General features: G+C 56.1%; 19 protein-coding genes and 2 tRNA genes. 10 read left to right on the top strand and 11 right to left on the bottom strand.

The annotated features are described in order from the left end of the window. Nucleotides 1-19: 19 nt before the first annotated feature. From GGR27_RS03830 to GGR27_RS03845, 4 genes are all read right to left on the bottom strand, one after another. Nucleotides 20-928 carry a transcription antitermination protein NusB gene (locus GGR27_RS03830; RefSeq protein ID WP_168036057.1) on the bottom strand — a complete coding sequence of 303 codons (909 nt, stop codon included), beginning with the start codon at nucleotides 926-928 and terminating at the stop codon, nucleotides 20-22. Nucleotides 929-1,214: 286 nt separating this feature from the next. Next, nucleotides 1,215-2,579, bottom strand: coding sequence for a hypothetical protein (locus GGR27_RS03835; protein ID WP_168036058.1), 1,365 nt, complete (start codon nucleotides 2,577-2,579; stop codon nucleotides 1,215-1,217). Nucleotides 2,580-2,763: 184 nt separating this feature from the next. After that, nucleotides 2,764-3,306 carry an exonuclease domain-containing protein gene (locus GGR27_RS03840; protein ID WP_168036059.1) on the bottom strand — a complete coding sequence of 181 codons (543 nt, stop codon included), beginning with the start codon at nucleotides 3,304-3,306 and terminating at the stop codon, nucleotides 2,764-2,766. A 207-nt stretch (nucleotides 3,307-3,513) separates the two neighbouring features. After that, nucleotides 3,514-3,852, bottom strand: a complete 339-nt coding sequence (locus GGR27_RS03845; protein WP_168036060.1) for a LytR/AlgR family response regulator transcription factor — start codon at nucleotides 3,850-3,852, stop codon at nucleotides 3,514-3,516. Between the two features lie 138 nt (nucleotides 3,853-3,990). Between GGR27_RS03845 and GGR27_RS03850 the strand changes: the two genes are divergently transcribed. From GGR27_RS03850 to GGR27_RS03880, 7 genes are all read left to right on the top strand, one after another. Then, the gene (locus GGR27_RS03850; RefSeq protein WP_168036061.1) at nucleotides 3,991-4,818 is read left to right on the top strand and encodes a PhzF family phenazine biosynthesis protein; all 828 of its coding nucleotides are present in this window, start codon (nucleotides 3,991-3,993) and stop codon (nucleotides 4,816-4,818) included. A 244-nt stretch (nucleotides 4,819-5,062) separates the two neighbouring features. Continuing rightward, entirely contained in the window at nucleotides 5,063-6,421 is a 1,359-nt protein-coding gene (locus GGR27_RS03855) for a dihydrolipoyl dehydrogenase family protein (protein ID WP_168036062.1), read from the top strand. A 137-nt stretch (nucleotides 6,422-6,558) separates the two neighbouring features. Next, nucleotides 6,559-6,633 (top strand) — tRNA-Arg (locus GGR27_RS03860). Nucleotides 6,634-6,817: 184 nt separating this feature from the next. Next, complete coding sequence (locus GGR27_RS03865; protein ID WP_168036063.1) at nucleotides 6,818-8,149, top strand: TlpA disulfide reductase family protein; 1,332 nt, start codon at nucleotides 6,818-6,820, stop codon at nucleotides 8,147-8,149. Between the two features lie 135 nt (nucleotides 8,150-8,284). After that, complete coding sequence (trpD, locus tag GGR27_RS03870) at nucleotides 8,285-9,271, top strand: anthranilate phosphoribosyltransferase (RefSeq protein ID WP_168036064.1); 987 nt, start codon at nucleotides 8,285-8,287, stop codon at nucleotides 9,269-9,271. Then, nucleotides 9,268-10,101, top strand: coding sequence for an indole-3-glycerol phosphate synthase TrpC (gene trpC, locus GGR27_RS03875; protein ID WP_320060334.1), 834 nt, complete (start codon nucleotides 9,268-9,270; stop codon nucleotides 10,099-10,101). The genes trpD and trpC overlap by 4 nt, the downstream gene beginning before the upstream one ends. Nucleotides 10,102-10,227: 126 nt before the next feature. After that, nucleotides 10,228-10,881 (top strand): phosphoribosylanthranilate isomerase, encoded by a 654-nt coding sequence (locus GGR27_RS03880; RefSeq protein ID WP_168036065.1) that lies wholly within the window; start codon nucleotides 10,228-10,230, stop codon nucleotides 10,879-10,881. 462 nt (nucleotides 10,882-11,343) lie between these two features. Here GGR27_RS03880 and mdh read toward each other — a convergent pair whose 3' ends face one another. Next, entirely contained in the window at nucleotides 11,344-12,276 is a 933-nt protein-coding gene (gene mdh, locus GGR27_RS03885; protein ID WP_168036066.1) for a malate dehydrogenase, read from the bottom strand. Between the two features lie 189 nt (nucleotides 12,277-12,465). Here mdh and GGR27_RS03890 point away from each other — a divergent pair, with 189 nt between their 5' ends. Next, nucleotides 12,466-13,983 carry a zinc-dependent metalloprotease gene (locus GGR27_RS03890; protein WP_168036067.1) on the top strand — a complete coding sequence of 506 codons (1,518 nt, stop codon included), beginning with the start codon at nucleotides 12,466-12,468 and terminating at the stop codon, nucleotides 13,981-13,983. A 92-nt stretch (nucleotides 13,984-14,075) separates the two neighbouring features. Here GGR27_RS03890 and GGR27_RS03895 read toward each other — a convergent pair whose 3' ends face one another. From GGR27_RS03895 to GGR27_RS03905, 3 genes are all read right to left on the bottom strand, one after another. Further along, nucleotides 14,076-15,182 carry a TlpA family protein disulfide reductase gene (locus tag GGR27_RS03895; RefSeq protein ID WP_168036068.1) on the bottom strand — a complete coding sequence of 369 codons (1,107 nt, stop codon included), beginning with the start codon at nucleotides 15,180-15,182 and terminating at the stop codon, nucleotides 14,076-14,078. 251 nt (nucleotides 15,183-15,433) lie between these two features. Then, nucleotides 15,434-17,674, bottom strand: a complete 2,241-nt coding sequence (gene purL, locus GGR27_RS03900; RefSeq protein WP_168036069.1) for a phosphoribosylformylglycinamidine synthase subunit PurL — start codon at nucleotides 17,672-17,674, stop codon at nucleotides 15,434-15,436. 125 nt (nucleotides 17,675-17,799) lie between these two features. After that, complete coding sequence (locus GGR27_RS03905; RefSeq protein ID WP_168036070.1) at nucleotides 17,800-18,186, bottom strand: hypothetical protein; 387 nt, start codon at nucleotides 18,184-18,186, stop codon at nucleotides 17,800-17,802. Nucleotides 18,187-18,423: 237 nt separating this feature from the next. Here GGR27_RS03905 and GGR27_RS03910 point away from each other — a divergent pair, with 237 nt between their 5' ends. Then, nucleotides 18,424-19,164 carry a membrane or secreted protein gene (locus GGR27_RS03910; RefSeq protein ID WP_168036071.1) on the top strand — a complete coding sequence of 247 codons (741 nt, stop codon included), beginning with the start codon at nucleotides 18,424-18,426 and terminating at the stop codon, nucleotides 19,162-19,164. A gap of 119 nt (nucleotides 19,165-19,283) precedes the next feature. On the opposite strand, the gene GGR27_RS03915 is transcribed toward GGR27_RS03910, so the two are convergent. Both GGR27_RS03915 and msrB read right to left on the bottom strand, forming a co-directional pair. After that, nucleotides 19,284-19,355 (bottom strand) — tRNA-Arg (locus GGR27_RS03915). A 108-nt stretch (nucleotides 19,356-19,463) separates the two neighbouring features. Next, a complete protein-coding gene (msrB, locus tag GGR27_RS03920) occupies nucleotides 19,464-19,961 on the bottom strand; it encodes a peptide-methionine (R)-S-oxide reductase MsrB (protein WP_406603636.1) in 498 nt (165 codons plus the stop codon). A gap of 406 nt (nucleotides 19,962-20,367) precedes the next feature. On the opposite strand from msrB, the gene GGR27_RS03925 reads away from it, so the two are divergent. Then, complete coding sequence (locus GGR27_RS03925; RefSeq protein WP_209037867.1) at nucleotides 20,368-21,090, top strand: SDR family oxidoreductase; 723 nt, start codon at nucleotides 20,368-20,370, stop codon at nucleotides 21,088-21,090. 36 nt (nucleotides 21,091-21,126) lie between these two features. On the opposite strand, the gene GGR27_RS03930 is transcribed toward GGR27_RS03925, so the two are convergent. Continuing rightward, complete coding sequence (locus GGR27_RS03930) at nucleotides 21,127-21,588, bottom strand: MarR family winged helix-turn-helix transcriptional regulator (RefSeq protein ID WP_168036073.1); 462 nt, start codon at nucleotides 21,586-21,588, stop codon at nucleotides 21,127-21,129. Nucleotides 21,589-21,805 lie beyond the last annotated feature (217 nt).

Consider the following 21,805-nt stretch of genomic DNA (forward strand, 5'->3'; position numbering starts at 1 on the left):
TAGCCCATTTGCCGGATGGCTACACAAGTCCTTCCTTTTCCAACTGCTTCTTCAGATTATCCAGCACGCCGTTAATGAACTCCCGGCTCTTCGGTGTCGAGTAGATCTTGGAGATGTCGATGTACTCATTGATCGTCACGACGGGTGCGATGGCGGGGAACTGGGTAAACTCACCGACGGCCATCTTGAGCAAGATCATGTCGATCATGGCAACCCGGTCCGCGTCCCAGTTTTGCAGTACGGTCTTAATTCTTTCGAGGAGGGTTTCGTCCGCTTCCACGACAAACCGTAGCAAGGGCCGGCCGAAGTCCGTGATGGCCTCTCCTTCGGCCTGATAGTGCTCGTAAAAATTAGCCTCCAACGGCATGGCCTTAATCGTCTTTTTGATCGCACCGATGACTAACGACTTATCCTCCAACCAGAGTGGGAATTGATCTTCGACCAAATTGAGGAAAAGCTCCTGCTTCTGCAGCCACTTGTACAGGGCCAGCAGCATGGCTACCGTCTGGTCATTAGTTGGTGACTCGATGCTGAGGTACGCTTGGTGGGTATCCGTTTTGACGAACCCCCGGTAGAGGGTAAGAATTTGGTCGGCATCGATCATGGACTTTACGCCGTGCCGGTCGTAGACACGACTCAGCTCTACGTTGTCGGACAGGGAGCGGATGGCGGGGTTATCGGCCAGGGCGGGTCGGAAGGATTTGTCGTCCGCGCTGGGCCGAAGTTTGGTTTGCCGGGTAGCGTGATCGTGCTTGGCGTATTCGCAAAGGCGCTGGATGATCAGCAAGTTTTCCAGGTACAACTTGAAGGTGTTGCGGGCCATGGTGTCCAGCAGGGAGACGTAAGCGCGGGGGCTGTTGAATTCCTGGCGCTGGGCGGCGTACAGGACTTGCATGATCTTGATTCGAACGTTGCGGCGGCTCAGCATAGGGGCGGTATTTCAAGTCTGGGCGCACACGTTTGAGCGCGCCGGGTGCAAAGCAACGGAAAACTACCGGATTAAACGTGGTTGGGGTACTAGTTTATGCATTTCCCCAGCGGAAACATGGCTGGGGTAGACACTACGAGCCACGATCAAATCTAGGTCCGTCGTACTTAAGCCCATCAATAGTGAGGAACGGCCGGGAAAAACCTCCGGTGTAACCTTTATCTAGTCTAGTACCGTACAATCTTCGCTCTCCCCTGAGTCACCTGGCACCCGCGACCGCGCCCACCTAGCGCTTAGCCAAAATATCTTCCTCAGCGATTACTTCGAAGGCCGGCAACTGCTCGTGGTGCCACTTATTGATGATTTTACCATCCTTCATGAGCACGACGCCGGGGTTGGCACGAATGATGGTCTTGAGCATGATGTCGTCGCCCGTCCAGAAAGGATAATCGGCGCCGATGGCTGACTTGAAGTCGGCAATGTTTGCCGGAGCATTATACTTCGTCATCGCGGCAACTTTGTGACCATTTGCCCCGGCGGCCTCAACGACGGGTGCGATGTCTTGCTGCCACTTAGCAACGTACTCCGCATCCCAGGTACCCTTATCCCCTTTCAGTTTGTACGCCACGATTAAAAATGTGTATTCAGAAGACAACAATAGTTCCGGCACCGGGTCGTCACCATTCTCATCGCTCAGTTCGAAATCGCTGATTTTTGTCCGTACCACGCTCGGCTCCGATAATTGCTGACCGATCTCCCAGTCGGATTCCGGGTAATCTTTATAAACTTTGAGGAACTCTGCTTGCGTCATGTTCGCCACCTCACCGGTGGCTTTGTTCGTCAGTGCGTAGCCAAGCACGGTGACGTTATTTTCCGATTCCATCTCCGCCTGCTTTACGGCAGCCACGTCGGTCCCGATTTTGAAGGGGCGAAAGTCCTGGCCGGGAATGTCCCAAACGTAGTTACTCATACCGTAACCAAGTGACAGTAAGGCGATGCCCGCAACCGCGAGCGTGCGCCCGGTCGTATTGAATAACTGGTGCATTTTACCGGTACCGAACAGGAAAGCGATGGCCGGCACGAGTAGCGCAATGTCCTTAAAAAAGCTAGTACGCGGCTCTAGCTTAAGAAAATCCCCGAAGCAACCACAGTCCGTTACTTTCATGTTGGTGTCCGCGTACGCACCCCAGTTGGCCGTATCGAAGAAGTTCACGCCGGAAGGCACGTAGCCGGTGAGGTAGGTAAAACCGGTCAGTACCGTGAAGAATGCCACGATACCGAAAAACAGCCACGAAGTGAGTTTAGGCCACGCGCCAACGATCAACGCCAAACCCAGGGCAATCTCCAGCACGATCATGAACACCGAGAAACCCACGCTGTACTCCGCCAGCGCCGGGAACATCGGGGCCAGAAAACTGCCGGCCGTATCCGCAAAAGTGCTTTCAAACTCGGCGAAATATTGCTCCATCTTGTAGGCCGTTCCCAGTGGATCGACGGCCTTGACGTAACCCGAAACAAGGAACAGCGCGCCGGCAAAATTCTGTAGCAAACTCATCACCGGGCTCCGACGCTTATCGAGCGCGAAATACGTGAGCCCCGTAAGGCCGAGGGCGGCAAGGGAGATGTAGATCAGCAGCGTGGTGAGCGTCATGGTGGAGCGTTTGGCGTGAGACAAAAATACTACACTGACCGCGGGCCTTGGTTGTCGATTGGCTGTCAATCAGTTGTTAAGTCCGGGGTTTGTGGTCTTTGGTCTGTGGTCTAAAGTCTACGGTCTGTGGCCTTAAGTCTGTGGCGACTAATTACCAGAGACCACGGACTTTAGACTCCAAACCCTAAAACCGCCACATATCCACCAGACCACAAAAAACCTTGGCCGTATTCTGCGCATCCACCAAAGCCCGGTGCTGCTCGCCTTCCCATTCGTACCCTTCGTGCTTGACGGCCGACTTTAACCCTCGCTTCTTGGGTAGCTTTTTGATTTGCTGGTACTGCCGCTTGAGGTCGATGTGCTCGTCTACCCACCAATCTTCGAGGCGGTGGAGCTGACAGTCTTTAATGAGTTGCGTGCGGTCGAAATCACCCCAGCTAGCGAGCAGGTATTCTTCATCTTCAACGCCAATCCAGTTTTTAAAGTCACGCACGACGCGGGGGAAGTCCTGGGCCCGGTTCAGGTCGCTCTGGTCAATCTGGGTCAGCTTGTGGCAAAACAGGCTCATTTGGGGATGGATGACGGGCTTGATGAGCCGGCTGAACTGGTCACCGATGCGGCCGTAGCGATCCACTTCCACGGCACCGATCTCAATGGTTTCCTGTACCATTCCGGGCGGGCGGCCTTCCCAGCAGGTGGCTTCGATGTCGTAGACGATGAATTTCACGGTGTAATGCTTTCGGGGTGGGCGGTCGAACTTAGCCGCTCAGGACGAGATAGCCGCGGCGGTGCATGGGTAACGCCTCGAACGACGGATACGTTACGTCACATCCCTCATTGATGAGCGACGGGGTCAATTCAGGCGGAAAAATTCATTCCCCCGGGAGTTAGCGGAGCACTTTATTCGTACTTAATTTTGCCGGCACGGGATCCGCTACAAAGAAGCCATCCGTCCGCGAATATCTGGGTAATAAGTCTTACCCATCTTCAACTCCCGGTCACCGATTTTCACGGCACCATCGGCGAAACTCAACGAAGTTATCCGATTGAAGTTAAGTAGTATGCCCCGGCTAACGCGCAAGAACGCGGGGTTCGTAAGTTTTTCTGCGATGGTGGCCAGAGAGCGTTTTACGGCGTACCGCTTATCGGTCGTTTGCACGTGGGCGTAATTGCCGTCGGCCTCGATGAAAAGTATCTCGTCGAGGGGCACTTTTCGGTAGGTAGTACCCTCACGTAAAAATAGATGATCGGGGGATGGATTGTTCTTTGTCATGTTAATACTGTCAATTTGGAAGTTCCGAATAGCGGACTCAACTCATTTAGTCTCTGGACGAGTGCAAGTGTGCAAGGTCACCAATTGTTATTAATTTTGTGCAATATGTGACCGAGGTCACCAAAATTATTTGATTTTATGCTCAATTTTCCTATTTATCAGGTAGATGCATTTACTAGTAGACTATTCGGCGGTAACCCGGCTGCGGTAGTTCCCCTTCCGGAATTTTTTCCGGACGAATTATTACAGCAAATCGCCACCGAAAATAATTTGTCGGAAACGGCCTTCGTGGTCGTCCGCGGTCGGGGAAAGTTCTTCATTCGCTGGTTCACGCCCACGGCCGAAGTCCGGCTGTGCGGGCACGCTACCCTGGCGGCGGCCCACGTGATGTTCCACAGCGGTAACGGGCAGTTCAGCGAGATGAAATTTAAAACAACCGGGGCGGGCACCCTCACGGTACGACCGGGCTCGCGGGACGGTGAGTACCAAATGGATTTCCCGGCCGATCAACCGCAGAAGGTGAAAGGTGGTAAGGCGGATGCAGAACTTGGTCTGCGAAATATTTTGGGCGTTAAGCGGCTGCATGGTGTGTATCGTGGCCAGGATGACCTGATGGTGATCCTCCGCTCGCAGAAGCAAGTGGAAGGCCTGGACGTAGACTTTCGCGCCCTGGCTAAACTTACGCAATACCGGGGCCTACTGGTTTCGGCACCGGGTAAAAAAGTCGACTTCGTCAGTCGCTGCTTCTTCCCGCAGACGGGAATAGACGAGGACCCCGTGACCGGTTCGGCCCACACACTGCTGACGCCCTACTGGTCTTCGCGGCTTGGCAAAAAGACCCTGATCGCCCGCCAGCTTTCGGAGCGGGGCGGCGACCTGAAGTGCCAACTCCGGGGCAAGAAAATTCGACTAACGGGCCGGGCTGTCACCTACCTGTCCGGACAAATTCACCTTACGGATCATTAACGGTGAGTGCGTTTGATTTTGCGTGGGCGCGGGTGCCGGGTGATTCGAGGAACAGCAGTGTTGTGGAGCCGGGCGGGTTAGTTTCAGCGCCAATTTCCGGTATCGGGGGCGGAGGCTTCCGTCGGATGCTCGGGGCGGCGGCCACTGCCCGTGTTACAACCCTTAAGATTCCTGGCAATTACCCAGTGAGGAATAAACACAAACAGCCGGGCCCGGTTAGAGCCTGCATACCCCAATCACGTTTATGACACACAAAACCTACGACTTTTTTATCCTCGGCTGCGGGCCGGCCGGTCAATCGCTGGCCATTTCCGCGCGCGAAGCGGGGCACTCGGTCGGGATTACTGAATCGCGGGAGTACGGGGGCACCTGCCCCATCCGCGGTTGTGACCCGAAAAAAGTCTTTTACGGGGCGGCCAAGGCCATGAACGGAGTAATCCGCCTGCAGGGCAAAGGCTTTAAGGATAAGCCCGCCGTCAGTTGGCCTGATTTGCAGGCGTGGAAAAGCACCTTCACCGACCCCATCCCGCCCGCTACCGTCAAGAAGCTCACCGAAAAGGGCATAGAATGCCTGGAGGGCGCCGCTATGTTTACCGGCCCGGGGAAAATCAACGTTGGCGACGACGTCACCGTCTCGGCTACGCAAGTAGTCATCGCCACGGGAGCCAAACCCGCACCACTGGACATCCCCGGCAAAGAACACTACCTCGATAGCGCCGGCTTCCTGGAAATGGAGGAACTTCCCAAAAGATTACTCATCATCGGTAGCGGCTACATTGGCTCCAGCTTCGCCCAGATCAGCGCGACGATGGGAGCCGAAGTTACCGTCGTGGCCAGCGGTGACAGCCCCGTCGACAATTTTGACCAGGATTTAAACGATTTGGTCACTAAGGCCGCAGAAGACCACGGCATCAAGTTCTACTTCAATACCAAAGCCGCCGGCATCGAAAAAGCTGCTGACGGATCTTACGAGGTAGTTTGTGAGCCGGAAGACGGTGAGCAGTTCAGGGTAGCTACCGATCAAGTCATTCACTGCGCCGGCCGCGTCCCCAACGTAAAGGGAATGGGACTGGATAAAGCCGGGATCGACTTTGACGATAAGGGCATCGCCGTCAATAAGAAACTCTGCACCAGCGTCAGCGCCCACTACGCCATTGGCGACTGCGCTAACAGCGGCCTTCCCCTTACCCCGGTAGCGACTTACGAAGCGCGCTTGCTGGCCGATAATCTTTTCCAGGGCAAGAACCGGGAGGTAGACTACCTCCCCATCCCGACCGTTGCCTTTACCCTGCCCCCGATCACCGCCGTAGGGTTGACGGTCGACCAGGCTAACGAAGATGAACGCGATCTGACGATCAAATTCGAGGACACGACCGAATGGTTTTCGAACGCGCACGTCAACGCGGTGGTCAGCGCTTACAAACTCATCATCGACGAAAAAGAAGACTTAATCGTCGGGGCACACCTGCTGGGTGACCACGCCGACGAGGTGATCAACCTTTTCTCGCTGGCAATTCACCAAAAAATAAAGATCACGACGCTGCAGCACCTCGTATTGGCCTATCCGTCGGCCGGGGCGGACATTAAAAAGATGATCGGCTAAATTGCGTTGCAACGGCGGGTGATAAAGCGATGCTTCACCTTTGTGACGGACTTACTTGCATAGTCCGGGGCGCACGAGTACTTTTGCACCGCCCCGAACGCGGCCGCTACCATTCGGTCGTCGTGGCGGCGTAATCTGGTCTCGTAGTACAACGGATAGTACTCAGGTTTCCGAAGCCTGCGATGATGGTTCGATTCCATCCGAGACCACCATAGCCCCAGTTCACCCCGCGTGGATTGGGGCTTTTTCGTGCAACCAGGTTGATCGGCGAGCGTTGCTCATTACGCCCGCGATTCGTAAGCGCCCACCTGATTCGTTGCGCGCACCGACGCGGTTTAATCGGAATCAGCCGGCCCCGTAGTCAGCCCATGCGGCAGCCTTCAACAATCAACTATTATGATCCGTCCCCTTACCATCTTGCTGATGTTGTGCCTGCTCTCCGCCTGCACCTTTGTGCAGGAACGCTACCCCAGCCTTCCGCCCGGCCCTTACCGGGGGATACTGGAGCTGGAATACAACCCCATCGTTCCTAACCCCAAAGGGGCGCCGATACCGGAGAAGACGGACCTGGATTTAGCGGAAGTTACCTCGGGGGCGCTACCGTTCACGTTCGACGTGATTTACGAAACGGAGACAACGTTCCGCATGGAAATACACAATGGGGAGGAGACGATGGTCGTCCCGGCAAAAGATATCGTCACGGGCCGCGACCAGGCGGCCGGGCGGGATACCGTACGCATCAACTTCCCCGTCTACGATAGCTACATCAGTGCTTACCACGAGGAGAACGTCCTCGAGGGCGTGTGGGTAACCAATTATCGGAGCGATTACCGCATCCCCTTCAAAGCCTACTTTGGCAAAGGATACCGTTTCACTCCGTTGCGTAAAGAACCCGCCGCCGATCTGACGGGTATCTGGGAAGTAGCGTTCACCGATGAAGACGGTACCTACCCGGGCATCGCGGAATTTACGCAGGACAAGAATCAACTGAGCGGCACGTTCCGCACCGAGACCGGGGACTACCGGTATTTGGAAGGAACCGTCCAGGCGAATAAGGCTTACTTAAGTGTTTTTGACGGTAGCCACGCTTTTCTGTTTGAAGCCACGATTGGGCCGGACGACGCGCTGAAGGGCAGCTTTCTCGCGGGCCGCCACTACATCGCCAACTGGACGGCAAAACGAAATGACCAAGCCAAGCTGGCCGACCCGGACGGAATTACCAAGATGATCGACCCCGTCCCCCTCAACTTTAGTTTCCCCGACGCGGACGGAAATACGGTCAGCCTGAGTGACCCCGCGTACGCAGGAAGGCCCAAACTCATCAAAATTATGGGAACTTGGTGCCCTAATTGCCGCGATGAGGCCGAGTTCATCAAGGATTACTTAGCCATTACGGAGACGCAGGATCTCGCCGTAATTGCGCTGGCGTTCGAACAGTACGGCGCGGACGACGACCGGAGCCGGGCGGCCATCAAACGTTATCTGGATAATACGGGCGTTACCTGGCCGGTCCTACTGGCCGGTAGTTCCGATAAGGAGGAAGCGGGCGAGGCCCTCCCGATGCTCGACAAGATCATTAGCTTCCCCACACTACTTTTCGTGGATCGTAACAACATGGTGCAACGGATCCACACCGGTTTTAACGGCCCGGCAACCAGCCAGTACGAGGCATTTAGCCGGTCGTTCGACCAGTCCGTAAAGGATCTGTTGAAGAACCCGAGTAAGTAAAGGTTACCCACTTAATCGTTGAACTTACTGACCACGGCAGTAACCACGCTGGTTATCCAAAGCGTCGGTCAATCTCACCCACCGTCGTTTTATTACCACGGCCCATTATCCCCGCCGGCTAACTAGCTTTACCGTATGAAATCTCTCCTCACCCAGCTCTACGCGCGCGAGCCCCTGTCGCGTTCGGCGGCGTACGAAATGCTCTCCCGCGTCGGTAACGGGGCGGCCAGTGACATGGAAATTGCCGCCGTCGTCTCGGCCATCAACATGCGCCCCAACGTGCTCTCGGAGATTCAGGGCTTTCGGGATGCGATGCTCGAACTCGCCCACCCCATCGATCTTGGCGGCCTGGAAACGATCGATATTGTGGGTACGGGTGGGGACGGAAAGGATACCTTTAACGTGAGCACGCTCTCCAGTTTCGTGGTGGCCGGGGCGGGCTATCCGGTAACGAAGCACGGGAGCTACGGCGTGAGCAGTAGCGTCGGGAGTAGTGACGTACTGGTCGCCCTCGGCGTAAATTTTACCAACAATCAGTCTCAGCTGCTCGCGACCCTGGATCGGGCGGGCATTTGCTTTTTTCACGCACCGTTGTTTCATCCGGCGATGAAGAACGTAGTACCGGTGCGCAAGGGGCTCAAAGTGCGTAGTTTCTTCAATCTTCTCGGCCCGCTACTCAATCCAGCCAGGCCAGCTTACTCATTGCTCGGCACTTACGACCGCCAGGTGGCCCGGGTTTACGACTACATTCTGCAGGACGCTCCCCGCCAAGCGTACACCATCGTCCACGCCCTCGACGGCTACGACGAGATCAGCCTCACCGGCCCGGCGGCGGTGCGCAGCCGGACTGGCTCCACCATTCTGGAACCGGGCGATTTTGGCTTTGACCGGTTGGCCCAACGTGATCTTTACGGCGGCTCCACGGCGGAAGCGGGTAAAAAAATATTCCTATCCGTACTCGACAACACCGCGACAATCGCTCAGCGGAACGTCGTTTGCGCTAATGCGGGACTGGCCATCCGTACCATCCACCCCGAGCGCTCCCTCACCGACTGCGTGGCCGAGGCCGCCGAAAGTCTGGCGAGTGGCAACGCGCGCGGAGTACTAAAACGACTATTGTGAAACAAAGAACCAACTTGACCATCCTGGATCGCATTAACGAATTTAAAAGGATCGAGGTCGCGCGCCGGCGGCAGCAAACGTCACTGGAGGCCCTACGTGACACTGCTGGCTACGGTCGGCGTTGCGTCAGCCTCGCGGATGCCATCCGGGGGAGTAAGCACTACGGAATCATCGCTGAGTTCAAACGCAAGTCGCCGAGCCAGCAGGACATCAACGTCGCGGCCGATCCTTCCGCAATTACCGCAGCCTACGCGAACGGTGGCGCGGCGGGGATCAGTTGCCTGACCGATCAGGAATTTTTCGGCGCGCAACCCGACGATATCGACCGGGTAAGGGCGGCCGTCACGTTGCCCGTTATTCGCAAGGATTTCACCATCGACCGTTACCAGATTCACGAAGCGAAAGCCATGGGTGCCGACGCCATATTGCTTATCGCGGCTTCCCTTTCCGCGGGTGAAATTGACGAATTTGCCGCGGAGGCCAACGAGATCGGGCTAGAAGTACTCTGCGAAATCCACAACGAGGAGGAGGCCGCAAAGCTGAGCCCGGAGGTGAACGTCGTGGGGGTCAACAACCGTAATTTGAAAGACTTTACGGTCAGCATTTCCAACAGCATTCAGTTAGTGGAATTGCTGCCCCCCAGCCTGGTACGAATCAGCGAGTCGGGCATCGACGATCCGCAGTCCGTGGCGCGTTTGCGGCGGGAGGGGTACGATGGCTTTCTGATCGGTACGCACTTCATGCGCCAGGCCGACCCCGGGCGGGCTTTGCGGGACTTTATCGCCAAGGTCGGTGAGATTGAAGAACTATATGACGGGGCGATTGCGTAAGGTGTGGCGCGGTCCCCCGGTGGCTATCGGGGGTGCAGGGTCTATTTGGGGGAAGCGCTCCGCTAGCCTGGGGGGCCGGTAACCCAATTACGTCGCTGCGCGTTGTTCTGACAAATCTAATCCTCGATGCAGCGCAAAGTTTGTGGGCTTACCCAACCAGACAATATTGAGGCCGTCCTCGGGCTCGGAGTAGATTACGTCGGCTTCATTTTCTACAGTAAATCTAAACGCTACGCAGAAAGCCCCGTCCTCAAAAAGTGGGTAGCGGAGCACCAAGATCTATTTGCCGACGTCGCTAAAGTTGGCGTCTTCGTCAACGCGGAAGTAGATTACGTGCTCAACACCGTGCACGATTACGAACTGGACTACGTGCAGCTACACGGTGCGGAAAGCCCCGGTTACTGCCAGGAGCTAAAACTGCTCTGGTCGGTCAATACCCTGCGCGGGGCCAAAATCGTGAAGGCTTTCTCCGTGGACCAAAATTTTAACTTCGCCACCACCCTAGCCTACGCCAGCTCCTGCGCATTTTTTGTGTTCGATACCGGTGGCCAAGCAGACCACGGGGGGACGGGCGTAAAATGGGACTGGGATAAATTAAGAGAATACGAGGGCACCACTCCGTTTCTTCTGAGCGGTGGAATCGGCCCCGCTGATGCGGCTAAAATTAACGTTATCGACCACCAGCAGTTGCTCGGTGTGGACGTGAACAGCCGGTTTGAGGTTTCTCCCGGTAATAAAGATGTGGATGCGTTAAGCGTTTTTCTGGCGGAACTTGACTGAGGGGTTCATGCTCATAAACACGGCTCTTCTGTACTGCCCTGCCACTCTTAATAGCTATTGGACTGCGCGCAAAAAGAAAGCGTACTTCCATTCGAGTCGGAGGCCCTCAGCCTATTATGACACATCGTTAATGGTTGCGGAGTAGTAACTCTTGAGCCAAATTTTGGTGCTCCCGTCATAAGCCCGGGCTCACTTACGGCGACCTCCCAACTTAGGTCGAGGGCCTCCGGCCCGAATGATAGGACGTGTATGACTGGCCCGTGTTACATTCGGGCCGGAGGCCCTCGGCCTATAACTTGTATTACTAATAGCTAGCGGGACTACGCAGAAGGAGAGCGTACTGGCATTCGGGCCGGAGAACCTCGGCCTACAGGCTGCACTCTCGATAGCTAGCGGGACTGTGCAAAAAGAAAGGCCCCACCCGAATCGAGTGAGGCCTACTTTATTTTTGGACTAGGGAAATTAGACGTTCATGCCTTTGTAAACTTCCAGCACGTCGCGCACGGCGTCGGCGGAATCGTGCATCAACTTCATTTCCGCTTCGTTGAGCTTCAGTTCGAGCAACTCGCTAATACCATCCTTGCCGAGTTTGACGGGGACGCCGAGGAAAATACCGTCCTGGCCGTACTCTCCTTCGAGGAATGCACAACAGGGGAAGATGCGCTGCTCGTCACGGAGGATCGCGGCGACCATTTGGGCGGCGGCGGCACCGGGTGCGTACCAGGCCGAAGTGCCCATCAATTTGACGAGCTCACCCCCTCCCTTCTTCGTCCGTTGGACGATGGCTTCGAGTTCTTCTTCACCGATCAATTCCGTGACGGGAATGCCCGATACGGTCGTGTAGCGGGGCAGTGGAACCATGGTGTCACCGTGGCCACCCAGCAGCATGGCTTGGATGTCCTTGGACGATACGTCGAGCGCCATGCTCAGAAAAGCACGGTAGCGGGCGGTATCCAAAATACCGGCCATGCCGAAGACGCGGCTTTTCGGAAGACCGGAAGCTTTGTAGGCAGCATAAGTCATCACGTCGAGCGGATTGGAAACGACGATGATGATGGGGTTCTTGGAGTGCTCCATGATGGAACGGGTAACCATCGTGACGATCTTGGCGTTGGTGCTGATCAGGTCGTCGCGGCTCATGCCCGGCTTGCGGGGAATGCCGGCGGTGATGACGACGATGTCACTGTTGGCGGTGTCGGCGTAATCGCTCGTGCCCGTCAGGCGGGTACTGAAGCCATCGACGCTAGCCTGCTGGTAGCTATCCAGCGCCTTGCCCTGCGCGAAATCGCCTTTAATGTCCAGAATGACGACCTCCTTAACGAGGTCTTTGTGGGCCAGGACGTTGGCCGCGGTGGCCCCGACGTTACCGGCGCCGACTATGGTTACTTTACTCATGAATACTTGCTTAATTTGACTATTGTACTATCCTTAATGCCAAACATCAACGGCTGTTCGGTAGCGTTACGCGAAAGTAGAGAATTTTGACCGGAACCGGGTAAATGCCGCCAACGTGACTCGTCACGCAGACTCGTTGCCCTACATTTGTCGTCAAACTTACTCTCCGGCGCCCACCCCAACTAACGCATGAAATTAATCCTATCCTCCTTATTACTACTTTTTGCGTTTTTCCTCTCCGCACAGCCCAAATCGGATCCAGGCGGTTGGTGCGGCACAACGGAAAAATCCGCTTGGTTAGAAAAGTACCAAGCCGGTGCGTACCCGCGCGGTGAGAAGTCCGCCGGCGTTCGCTACGTTCCGATGAACGTAGTGTTCGTGGGCGACGACACCGACGAGAACTACCCCAATCCCACCAAGTTCCTGAAGTCAATGGAATTACTGAACAGCGATTTTAGAAATCAAAATGTGCAGTTTTTCATCAGTGGCGTCATAAAGTACCTCCCGAGCACCCGCTACAATCGCCACGACATCAGCCTCGGCCGGGAAATGATGCGGGCAAACAACATCGATGCCCACCTGAATACCTACGTCGTCGAGCGCATCGACCCCAGTATTTGCGGATATTACGCCGGTGGCATTGCCGATGCCGTTGCGCTCGGCCGCGGCTGTCTCGGCGCGGGTGACCGAACGTGGAGCCACGAGGTTGGCCACTACTTGAGTCTTCCCCACACGTTCTACGGTTGGGAAAGCTTAGACTTAATCGATAACATCGATCTAAATGAGCCCGCTCCGGAGACGGTTAACTACCGCGGACGCGACATTCTGGTCGAAAAGGTTGACGGCAGCAACTGCGCGGACGCGGCGGATGGGTTTTGTGATACGGCACCTGACTACCTCATGCAGCGCTGGCAATGTACCAATCAGGGAACGTACCGGGATAGCTTACTCGACCCGGATAACGTTCGATTCGCCGTACCGGCGTTTAACATCATGTCCTACGCAAACGACGCTTGCGTTACCGGTTTCACCGACGATCAGAAGGGCGCGATGTTCGCCAACCTGGATGGCCGGCTCGGCTTGGTGAGCGAGTTCACTCCCGACACGGTGGGGGCCGACGCTAGTCAAATGGCTTTACTGGCACCGGAAGATGGCGCCCGGTTGGTGTACCGCGACAGCGTTAAGCTGGTCTGGAACTCCGCCCCCAATGCTGACTTTTACGTGGTGCAGGTTAACGACATTAATAACTTCAACACCGCCGTAACCATCGCGCGCACGACCACCGATACCAGCATCACCATTACTACGGGCCTTCGTTCCCGCACGGATTACTACTGGCGGGTGCGCCCGGTCAATAACTACGTGGTGGGGAGTGAATTCGTCGGAACGTCGACGTTCCGCAACGGCCGGCAACTGACCGCTACCGTCAACGCGGCGCTGGACGCGGCCATCACGGTTGCGCCCAACCCGGTTGCGGGCGGTCAGACGTTGCGGGTCTCCGGAGAAAACCTCGACGCTGGCGGTGAGCTAAATTACCAACTGATTAATACGGCCGGTCAGGTTCTGGTTAACCGGTCCGGCATCCAAGTGTCAGCTTTCGACTTCGAAGAGAATATCGACGTGAGCAACTTGCCCGCCGGCGTTTATTTCCTGCGTCTGCGGATGAACGATCGTTTGGTAGCGCGCCGAATTATTGTGACGCCTTAAGTAAGCACCAATCTTCCCCAAACGTAATAAGCCCCGTTCCGACTTTTCGGAACGGGGCTTATTTACGAATGCCCGGGTGTTCGGGCGATTAACTAGATAAGCTTTTTCAGCGCCTGCTCGATCGAAGCTGCACCCCGGAGGCCGACCGCCGCGATCTTACCCTCCCGGTCGACCAGAAACGTTCTCGGGATACCCCGCACGCCGTAATCGCGGGCGGCGGACGAGTCCCAGTGCTTGAGTTCACTCACGTGGTAGGGCCACGCCAGTTTATCCTGTTCAATGGCCGCCACCCAGCGTTGTCGAGAATTCTCCGTGGCCGCGGCGAGTTGGTCGGCGTTCATGTTGGCCGTGCGCCGGGCGTCCATTCCGTCGAGGCTAACGGAATAGATGGTGAAGCCGTCATTTTTATACCGGTCGTACACCTTGACGACGTTCGGGTTTTCCGCGCGGCAGGGGCGGCACCAGGCGGCCCAGAAGTCCAGCAGCACGACTTGCCCCCGTAAATCGGACAGCTTGTACTGCGTTCCGTCCGGGCTATTCAGCGTGATATCCGGCGCGGGTTGCCCCACCTGGATGCGCTCCGTTGCTTTTTGCGCGTTCTGCCGTTGGGTCAGGGCGGCTACGTATTGCTGGTAAGCAACCTTATTTGGGTTACTATCGGCGAGCCGGCCTAGCGTAGCTTCGTGAATCGGGAGCGCGGCGCCACCGGCACGTCCCAGCACGGAATAGGCGACAAACGCGGCGGTGTTGGGGCTTTCGATTTCACTGATTAGTCGCTCGACGTCCTCCATCTGTAGTTGCCCTTTGCGGAGCGATTGCATGGTGGTTTGCAGCTGTTCCGTAGACGGCGAACCCGTAACCTTGAAGGTGTAGTCATTCAGGTCGGTCAGCTGCCCCGTGATGCTGATGACCTTCTCGTCCGTCTCCACGCTGAGTAGCGCCGTCTGGGCACCGATTCGGAGCTGGTAGATTCCGGGCGCGAGGCCTTCGACGAACCCGAGGGCGAAGCTTCCGTCGGGGCCAATGGCCGCGATTGCTTTCTGCTTGGCCTCCTCCGCGATCATCACCTGGTCGAGGGCGACTTGTAGATTCTCGGCACCCGTTAACTGGCCCTTTACTAAACTTCCGCTCACTTCCTCACCGCACGAAGTGAAGCTAAGTAGCAGCATCAAGCCAAACAGATAACTGAAAAATTTCATAATATTCACGTTTAAATCGTCCAAATGCTAACGCATTGAACTGCACAAATATACGTAGCGGCCTCTTCTACTACACTCGTAGTTCAGAGACATTAACAGGTCATAAACAGCGAAACCTATTATGGTCCGGCGAAGCACCGCGGATAAGCCCGGAAGTCAGGAGCGCGGCCGCTGGTGCAAAGTATTTACGCGGTGGCTCACGCAGCTGAGCTCTTTTGACGGTAGTTGAGTGAATCAGTTTACGAGGAAAACTAAGCGTCCAGTAATGCTCCGAGCGTAAGCTGGTGCATCGCCATGAACTCATCGAGTTCGCCCCACTTTTTACCGTCGACGGTAATGTCATCACCCCGCACCAGGCCGAGCACGGTAAACCCGATTCCTTGATCCCGCAAGCTATCTTCCAGCGCCGCCGTCCGGCCCTCCGCTACGGAAACGACTACCCTACCCTGCGCTTCCCCGAACCAGAAAGCATCCGGGCGAAAGGCTATGTCACTAGTTACGTCGAAGCCACGGCCACCCTCGATGGCGGATTCCATAATGCACTGAAACAGCCCCCCGTCCGCAACGTCGTGGGCGGAATTGATTAACTCCCCCTGGATCAGCCCGTGAATAGCTGCGTGCAACGCCTGCTCTTCCGCCAGATCGAAATAAGGTGCCGGACTCTGCTCGACGCCGTGTACGCGGCGTAAGTATTCGCTGGAACTGATGTCGTCGTGACTATCCCCAATGAGATAGATCAGGTCATTCTGCTCTTTAAATCCGAGTGACATCCGGTGCTTCACGTTGTCCAGCAGGCCCAACATACCAATCGTCGGAGTGGGGTATACCGGCTCCACGCGGCCGCCTTCGTACTGGCTCTGGTTGTAGAAACTGACGTTCCCGCCAGTAACTGGCGTGTTGAACGCCCGGCAGGCGTCGCCCATTCCCTTGATGGCGTTAACGAATTGATAGAATGCTTCTTTGTTGTAAGGATTGCCGAAGTTCAGACAATTGGTGATAGCGACCGGCGTGCCACCCGAGCAAACGATGTTCCGGGCGGCTTCCGCTACGGCAATCATCGCCCCTTTGTAAGGGTCGGCGTAGACGTAAGTAGAATTGCAGTCCGTCGTCACGGCCAGTACTTTCTCGGAACCCTTTACGCGCACGAGGGCGGCGTCGGAGCGGTCGTTTTCGGACATCGAGTTTGTCCGCACGGTCCCGTCGTACTGATCCGTCACCCAGTGCTTAGAGACGAGGTTGGGCGACATGAAGGTTTGCTTGGCCGTAGCGACCATGTCTTCCGGCACGGGAATGTCGGTTATGTCGAAGGCGTCCACTTTATCCAAATAGGTCGGTCGCTGGGTTTCGCGTTCGTAGACGGGTGCACCGCCGCCCAGGACGAGGGGCTCCGAAGGCACGTCGGCGACGAGTTCGCCGCCGGCATAAAACTCCAGCCGACCGGTGTCGGTTACTTCACCGATTTGCTCACACTCCAGGTCCCATTTGTCAAAAACGGCCAGGAGTTCTTTCTCCATACCCAATTTACATACGATGAGCATCCGCTCCTGGCTTTCGCTGAGGAGAATCTCCCAAGGCTTCATATTTTTCTGGCGGGTGGGGACTTTGTCCAGGTCGATTTTCATTCCTGTACCGGACTTAGCGGACATTTCGGAGGTCGAGCACGTAATCCCCGCGGCGCCCATGTCCTGCATCCCGACGACGGCACCGGTCGTAATCACTTCGAGGCTGGCCTCCAGCAAAAGTTTCTCCTGAAAGGGGTCGCCTACCTGCACGGCCGGCAGATCTTCGGCGCTGTCCTCCGTCAGGTCGGCCGAAGAAAAGGTTGCTCCGTGAATACCGTCCTTACCGGTTGCCGAACCAACGATGAAAACTGGATTTCCGGGGCCATCCGCCGAGGCGGAAACGGTTTCGCCGTGCTTGACGATTCCGACCGACATGGCGTTGACGAGAATATTCTGGTTGTAGCTCGGATGAAAGACGACTTCGCCACCAACGACGGGCACGCCGAAGCAATTACCGTAGTCCCCGATACCCCGCACGACCCCGTCAACGAGGTGGCGGGTGTGGGGCAAGCTCGGGTCGCCGAAACGCAAACTGTTGAGGGAGGCGATGGGCCGGGCACCCATGGTAAAGATGTCGCGGTGAATTCCGCCAACACCGGTGGCGGCTCCCTGGTAGGGCTCCAACGCGCTGGGGTGGTTGTGGCTTTCTATTTTGAAGGCGCAGGCCAGTCCATCGCCAATATCCACGAGGCCGGCGTTCTCTTCACCCGCGGCTACCAGAAGTCGCTCGCCGTCGCGGGGGAGCGTCTTGAGCCACATGATGGAGTTCTTGTAAGAGCAGTGCTCGGACCACATCACGGAAAAAATACTGAGCTCGTTGAAATTCGGGACGCGGCCCATAATTTCTACGATCCGCTCGTATTCCGTTTCAATGAGGCCAAGCTCTTTGGCTACGCTTAAATCTACTTTGATGTCCGTTGCTGCCGCCATCCGGGAGGGGGTGTTTTAGTAAGCGGCAAAGGTAGGAATTTATGGTCTGTAGTCTGTAGGCAAAAGGTTTTGGTCTGAGGTCTATAGTCTTCACGACCATAGTCTACAAACCATAGACTCCCTTCCTAGAGATCCCTTACGGAATTCCGATCGGTGATGACGTCGCGTAGTTCACGGAGGAACTTCACCTGTGGCTCCGGGAGGTGGCTCTTGAGGGCGTCCTTGATGGTCACAAAAGTCCCCGTTTCGAGGCCGCGGATTTTTTCGGCGATCTCACTACCTTCCTCGAACAGCATCTCTTTCAGGGAGGGGATCTCGTGCCAATCGCCTTCCACCGCAACGGCTTCTTCGCTTCCCTTACCTGGCTCCAATTGGATTAGATCCTGAGCGGGGTTGACGTGCACCTCACCGGTGGGAAAGTCCCACTCATCGGGCTTGTTAACGAGGAATACTTCCAGCCCTCTTTCACGAAAGCGGTAGATGATCAGGTTTACTTTTTTTCGGAGTCCCAAGGAAGTAGGTATTTTAAGACGGGGCCAAACGACACCGTGGCCAGGATAATGCGCGGTTGGACAATGAAAACGAGCCCTGAACCCGTTCAACATCAAAACTATCCAAATCTTCGCCGCCACGAGCGAACCCTTTTGTAACGATGGCTGGACTTAAACGTTCACGTAAAGTTACGCCCCCGGAAGCAAACCCGACGTTTGGGTGGCGTTGCACCTCCTCAACCACACAGTATCTAATCTATGCGTTTGCTCCTTATTTTGCTCCTACCCATTCTCCTCTGCACCAGCGTCCGCGCCCAGGAAACGACGGTGAGCAGCCCCACGAATCTGATCGGTGCGTGGCAGTCCAGCTACCTTACCGCTGATGGCCGACCGGCGAAATTATTTATGATCGTTGCACCCGCCCACATGTCGATGGTTTCCTACAACGAAGCGGACGGAGCGTTCATCTCAACACTCGGTGGCTCCTGGCGGGCGGACTGGAAAAGTTTTGGCGTCACTTACGAGTACGACTCCTCCGACACCGCCAAAGTCGGTAACTCGACCACCTTCGACTACGAACTGACGGGTGACATCCTCGTTTTCAACGGTAGCCGTTTCTGGACGCGGGTCGACGACGGAAAAGAGGGCGCGGTCGCGGGTGCCTGGGAGATTACCGGGCGCAAGGTCGACGGGAAACTCCAGGATCTCTCCGACCGGAGAACCGGGCCCCGCAAAACCATGAAAATCCTCTCCGGCACCCGTTTTCAGTGGATCGCTTACAACACCAACACCGGGCAATTTTCCGGGACGGGCGGCGGGTCGTACACCACGAACGCCGATGGCCTGTACGTGGAAAAAATTGAATTTTTCAGTCGTGACGATAGCCGTGTCGGTCAGCAGCTGAGCTTCAACTATGCCGTGGACGCATCCGGATGGGTACACAAGGGTATGAGCAGCAAGGGCGACCCCATTCACGAGATCTGGACGCTGCGGCAATAGCCTACAACCACTTACTCGACTCAACGGAGACTGCGCTAGGTTACTCACCGCGGCTTACTCCCTCAACACACGAAGCCCGCTAACTCATTGGTAGTTAGCGGGTTTTGTGACTTGACTAGTAGCCCCAGCAAGACTCGAACTTGCATTTTCAGTTTAGGAAACCAACGTTCTATCCCTTGAACTATGGGGCCGGGAAGAGTAGTCTTTGGTCCTGGGTCTGTAGTCTGTGGTACTAAAGACCATAGACTACAGACCATAACACTTTACGCTACAATTCCGCCCAAAGATAGAAAGTCCCGCTACTTCTCTTCCAATTCGATACCTAAATCGGTAGCCGGAGCAAAATTCATCGCCACTCCGTTGATGCAGTAGCGTAAGCCGGTGGGCTTGGGGCCGTCGGGGAAAACGTGCCCCTGGTGGCCACCGCAGCGGGCGCAACTGACTTCGACGCGGCGCATGCCGTAGCGCACGTCCTCGTCCTGGGTCACGTAGGCGGCGTCGATGGGTTCGTAGAAACTCGGCCAGCCGGTGCCGGATTCAAATTTGGTGTCGGAGCTAAACAAGGGCAGTCCGCAGGCGGCGCAGGTGAAAATGCCGGCGCGCTTTTCGTCGTTGAGCGGGCTGGTGAAGGAGCGCTCGGTGCCGTCTTCGCGGAGGACGTTGTACGCCTGGGAACTCAGATTTTCACGCCAGTAGTCATCAGACTCGTCGACGGTCGTCACCTTACCGGCCTCGGCGGGTGGATCGTACTTGAACGCAACCGGGTTGTTTTCCACGGTGGCCGTTTCTTCGCTCATGGTGGTCGCTACTTGGCCCTGAGAGTTACAGGCGGCAGAAACAGCGATGAGGAAAAGTAGGGAAAGCAAAATCGAGAAGCTTCGCATAGAGGATAGTTTGTGTTGGGAACGCAAAGCCCTACGGTACGGGTTCAATTAACTGCCGGCTTAGGTGTCGGGACGTGCCAGTTTGTTATTCAATGGGCCGCGGCCGCGGGTGCCGTGTTTAACCAAAAATGAGCGGGGTTGATTGGTGAGCAGAACCTCCTTGCTCTCGGCCAAGTGCAGTATCAGTAGGTCTGGATAGATGGGAGAAGATAGACCAGTGCGTTTGTATAGGTAGCTACCGCCGAAAGGAAACGACTCACGCCGTTCCGGACGACGTTGCCTCCCCGAACCCCTACCCCGCACCCGCGTTAGCGCCTACATGAACAACATAAAAAATAAGACCGCGTACGTCACCGGCGGTAGCAAGGGGATTGGGTACAGCGTAGCCGAAGAACTCATGAAAGCCGGCGGAAACGCCATCATCACCAGCCGGAGCCAGAGCAGCGCCAGTGCGGCCGCCGATAAACTGAACGCCGCCGGCCACCCCGGTAAAGCCCTCGGCATGGAAGCCGACGTTCGTAGCCTGGAAAGCCAGCGCGCGGCCATTGCACGGGGCAAGGAGGAATTTGGCTCCGTTGACGTCGTCGTCGCCAACGCCGGCGTAGGCCACTTCGCTAACATCGCCGACCTGACCGCCGAGGAATGGCAAGAAACCATCGACGTCAACCTCACCGGCGTATTCAATTCGGTGAAGGCTGGATTAGACGAACTCATCGCTAACGAAGGCTACCTCATCACGATCGCGAGCCTGGCCGGCACGAATTTCTTTCCTAAGGGCTCGGCTTACAACGCCAGTAAATTCGGCCTGGTCGGCTTCACCCAGGCCGTCATGCTGGATGTTCGGGACAAAGGAGTCAAGGTAACGACCATCATGCCCGGTAGCGTCGCTACCTTCTTCAACGACCACCAACCGAGCGAAGCGGACGCGTGGAAAATCCAACCGGAAGATATCGGGCAGATCGTCGTCGATCTGTTGCGGATGCCGGCACGGACATTACCTTCTAAGGTAGAGGTGCGACCCACCACGCCCAAGTCGAAATAAGGAATAACCAAAAACGGGGGAGGCTGTTTTATTTCGCTATTCCTCCCCCCGCAGCTTATCCAACAGGTGACTCAACTGGGTTGCGTCTTCACTGGTCAGGGTAGCGAAATTTTCGGCCACGACTTGCTCGACCGCGTGGCTCGCTCTCCCGAGCAGCTCCAGACCTTCCTGCGTGATCGTAATGTCGACCCGGCGGCGATCGGTTGGGCACTCCTGTCGCAGCACTAATTTTTTGTCGCGCAGCTTGTCGACTAGGCGGCTGGTGTTGCTCATCTTATCCAACATCCGCTCCGTCAGCAACTTAACGGTGGCGGGTTTGCCCGCACGCCCCCGCAGAATGCGCAGGATGTTGAACTGCTGCGCGCTTAGCCCGAATGGTTTTAAAGTGGTTGCCGTCCGGTGATTGAGCCAGTTGGAGGTAAATAAGATATTCACGTGGGCGCGGTGGGGCGGGTTACTGAATTTTGCTTGCTGGATAACTTTCTCGATGGTGGCCATTTCTTGCGGTTGCTGGTGTTAGTACGTTCCCTAAGCTTGTCGGACGGAGGCGTACCGACAATACCATTACGTTAATTGTCACTACAATAAATACAATTAACTAAAACATTGTTGGGTCCGCACCGGAAAAACCACGCAAGCTGATGGTACTCTGAAGGATGACGGGAGAATTCACCGCGGTGCTTTCGTTAAGTTTGCGCACTAACTTTTCTCCTTT

This window comes from Neolewinella antarctica (assembly GCF_011927835.1).
Lineage (GTDB): Bacteria > Bacteroidota > Bacteroidia > Chitinophagales > Saprospiraceae > Neolewinella > Neolewinella antarctica.